This is a genomic window from Luteibacter sp. P4_E6 (assembly GCF_056401535.1).
Map to the genome: position 1 here is coordinate 1 of NZ_JBFUJE010000366.1, position 3,934 is coordinate 3,934.

Genomic DNA, 3,934 nt, shown 5'->3' on the forward strand with positions numbered 1-3,934 from the left:
GCGCAACATCATGTAGAATAGGCGTTTTCCTGCAGCGCCTTTTCCCCCGCATGATCGCACTCGACGGGCAGAGCGCCCTCTCACCGTTTCGCCTCGAACGACTGAACGCCCACCTGGATGCCCYGCATCACGGTACGCGCGTGCAGGCCGCCTGGTTCACCTACTTCGTCGACGTCGCCGTCGCACCGGAAGGCGAGGCGCGCGCGCGCCTGTTGTCCGTGCTCGAGGCAAAGCCGGGCAGTCCCGAGGACGCCACCTTCTGGGTGGTGCCGCGCCTTGGCACCATCTCGCCCTGGTCCAGCAAAGCGACCGACATCCTCCACGGCGCCGGTTTCGACGTGCGCCGGGTCGAGCGCGGTACCGCCTGGCGCGTGAGCGGCATGCCCGGTCCCAGCGATCCCGGTTACGCCGCCATCATGGGCGCGTTCTGCGATCCCATGGTGCAGTCGCCTCTGGCGTCGCTGGCCGACGCATCGGGCCTGTTCCTCGCCGGTGAGCCGGGCCCCCTGGGGCACGTGGAGCTCGGTCTCGATCCACGCGGGGCGCTTTCCGCGGCCAACCAACAGCTGGGTCTTGCCCTGGCCGACGACGAAATCGACTACCTCGCCGAGCGCTACGCCGAGATGGGCCGGGCGCCGACCGATGCCGAGCTGATGATGTTCGCGCAGGCGAACTCCGAGCACTGCCGTCACAAGGTGTTCAATGCCACCTGGACGCTCGACGGCCAGACGCAGGAAAACTCGCTGTTCGGCATGATCAAGAACACGCACCAGAAATCGCCGGCGCACACCTTGTCCGCGTATCACGACAACGCGGCGGTGATCGAAGGTTACGAGGGCAACCGGCTCTTCGTCGATCCGAAGGACGGCGTGTTCCGCACGGTGGCGGAATCCGCCCCGTTCGCGATCAAGGTCGAGACGCACAACCATCCGACGGCGATCGCGCCGTGGCCGGGCGCTGCGACCGGTGCCGGCGGCGAGATCCGCGACGAGGGTGCCACCGGTCGCGGTGGCAAGCCCAAAGCAGGACTGACCGGCTTCTCGGTATCGCACCTGCGTATTCCCGGCCTGCCGCGTCCCTGGGAAAAGGATCGTCCGCTGCCGCCGCGCATGGCGTCGGCCTTTGAAATCATGCGTGACGGCCCGCTGGGCGCCGCCGCGTTCAACAACGAGTTCGGTCGTCCCGCGCTCGGCGGTTACTTCCGCACGTTCGAACAGGAAACCGGCGACAAGGGTGTCCGTCGCGGTTACGACAAACCGATCATGATTGCCGGCGGTCTCGCCGCGATCCGACCCGATCACGTGCAGAAGCGCAAAGTGCGTCCGGGCGACAAGGTCATCGTGCTCGGTGGTCCGGCCATGCTGATCGGCCTGGGCGGCGGTGCCGCTTCGTCGGTCGCTTCCGGTACCTCGAGTGCGGAACTCGATTTCGCCTCGGTGCAGCGCGACAACGCCGAGATGGAGCGCCGCTGCCAGCAGGTCATCGACAGCTGCTGGGCGCGTGGCGACGAGAATCCCATCGTCAGCATTCACGACGTGGGTGCGGGTGGTGTCTCCAACGCGATTCCCGAGATCCTCAACGACGCTGGCGTCGGCGGCATCATCGATCTCTCCGCGCTGCCGTGCGACGACCCGACCTTGTCGCCGATGCAGGTCTGGAGCAACGAGTCGCAGGAGCGCTACGTGCTGGCGATCGGCGCGGAAGACCTCCCGCTGTTCGAAGGCTTCTGCGCACGCGAGCGTTGCCCGTACGCCGTCGTCGGTGACGCCACGGCGGAACCGCGACTCATCGTCAAGGATCCGCGCCGCGACCTCACCGTGATCGACCTCGGTATGGACGTGCTGTTCGGCAAGCCGCCGCGGATGCATCGCGATGCCGTCCGCGTGAAGCCGCGCGTCGATCTCGTCGCCGACCTCACCGGTATTGGTATGGACGAGGCACTGATGCGCGTCCTTCGTCTGCCGGCCGTGGGTAGCAAGAACTTCCTCATCACCATCGGCGACCGCACCGTCGGCGGGCTCAACGCGCGCGACCCCATGGTCGGGCCGTGGCAGGTGCCGGTGGCGGACGTGGCTGTGACCATGACCGACTTCGACGGCTATACCGGCGAAGCGATGGCCATGGCCGAACGTGCGCCGATCGCCCTGCTCAACAGCGCCGATGCCGCGCGCATGGCGGTGGGTGAAGCCATCACCAACATGGCTGCCGCCTCGCTGAAGCTCGACGAAGTGCGTCTGTCCGCGAACTGGATGGCCGCCGTGAACCACGCCGGCGAAGACGCCGCGCTGTTCGACGCGGTCAAGGCCGTCGGCATGGAGCTTTGTCCCACCCTCGATATCTCGATCCCCGTCGGCAAGGACTCCCTGTCCATGCAGACCGTGTGGACGGACGAGACGGGCAAAGCCCAGAAAACCGTTTCACCGGTATCCCTCGTCATCACCGGCTTCGCCCGCGTGGACGACGTCCGCCGCACGCTCACGCCGCAGATCAAGCTCGACCGCGGCGATAGCGAGCTCTGGCTGATCGATCTTGGCGCGGGCCGCGATCGCCTTGGCGGTTCGGCGCTCACCCAGGTTTTCAACCGGGCCGGCGGCGTACCGCCGGACCTGGACGATCCGAAGCGCCTGCGTGCGATGTTCGAACTGATCCAGGAAGCGAACAAGGCGGGCTTGTTGCTGGCCTATCACGACCGCTCCGACGGTGGCGCGATCGTCGCCCTGCTGGAAATGGCGTTTGCCGGCCGCTGCGGCCTCGAGCTGCGTCTGGACGGCTGGGCCGAAGCGACGCTGCGCTCCCTCTTCAACGAAGAGTTGGGCGCTGTCGTGCAGATCGCTGCCGCCAACCGCGAGGCGTTCGAGCAGTTGCTCGTGAAGTACAACCTCGCCGGCATGACGCACCACGTGGGTCGTCCGAAGGAAAAGCTCGGCATCAAGCTCCACCTCAACGGCGAGACGGCGTTCAAGTGGAACTTCACCGAGCTGTTCCGCGCCTGGAACGAAACCAGCTACGCCATGCAGGGCCTGCGCGATAACCCGCAGAGCGCTGACCAGGAGAACCACTGGCGCCTCGACGATGCCGATCCAGGCATCTCGCCGAAGCTCACCTTCGACCCGGCTGAAGATATCGCGGCGCCGTACATCAACACCGGCGTGCGTCCGCGCGTCGCGATCCTGCGCGAGCAGGGTGTGAACGGGCAGGTCGAGATGGCGGCGGCGTTCAGTCGCGCCGGCTTCGATGCGGTGGATGTCCACATGTCCGATCTCGCCAGCGGTCGTCACCACCTGAAGGATTTCCGCGGCTTCGCCGCCTGCGGCGGCTTCTCCTACGGTGACGTGCTCGGCGCGGGTCGTGGCTGGGCCACGTCCATCCTCTACAACGATGCGCTACGCGAGCAGTTCGCGCGCTTCTTCGAGGACGGCACCAAGTTCGCCCTCGGGGTTTGCAACGGCTGCCAGATGATGTCGCAGCTGAAGGACATCATCCCGGACGCGAAGCACTGGCCGCAGTTCCTGCGTAATCAGTCCGAGCAGTACGAGGCACGCCTGGCGACGCTCGAGATCCTGGATTCCTCCAGCGTGTTCTTCCGCGGCATGACCGGTTCGCGTATTCCCGTCGCCGTGGCACACGGTGAGGGTCGGGTGTACTTTCCGAACGTCTGCAGCCCGTCGAAGAGCCATGGCTCGGCACGTTTCGTCGACAACCGTGGCAAGCCGACGGAGAGCTACCCGCTCAACCCGAACGGATCGCCGGGTGGCCTGGCCGCGTTCACTGCTGCCGACGGTCGCGTCACGATCATGATGCCGCATCCGGAGCGCGTGTTCCGTACGGCGCAAATGAGCTGGCATCCGGAGAACTGGGGCGAGGATTCACCGTGGATGCGCATGTTCCGCAATGCGCGCGTGTGGGTGGGCTGAACGGAGTAACGGTTCGGTGA

At 66.3% G+C, this 3,934-nt stretch carries 1 protein-coding gene; it reads left to right on the forward strand.

The annotated features are described in order from the left end of the window. Nucleotides 1-50: 50 nt before the first annotated feature. Nucleotides 51-3,914: a phosphoribosylformylglycinamidine synthase gene (purL, locus tag AC1DT2_RS17260; protein WP_477297688.1), complete on the forward strand. Its 3,864-nt coding sequence runs from the start codon at nt 51-53 to the stop codon at nt 3,912-3,914. The last annotated feature ends 20 nt before the right edge of the window (nt 3,915-3,934 follow it).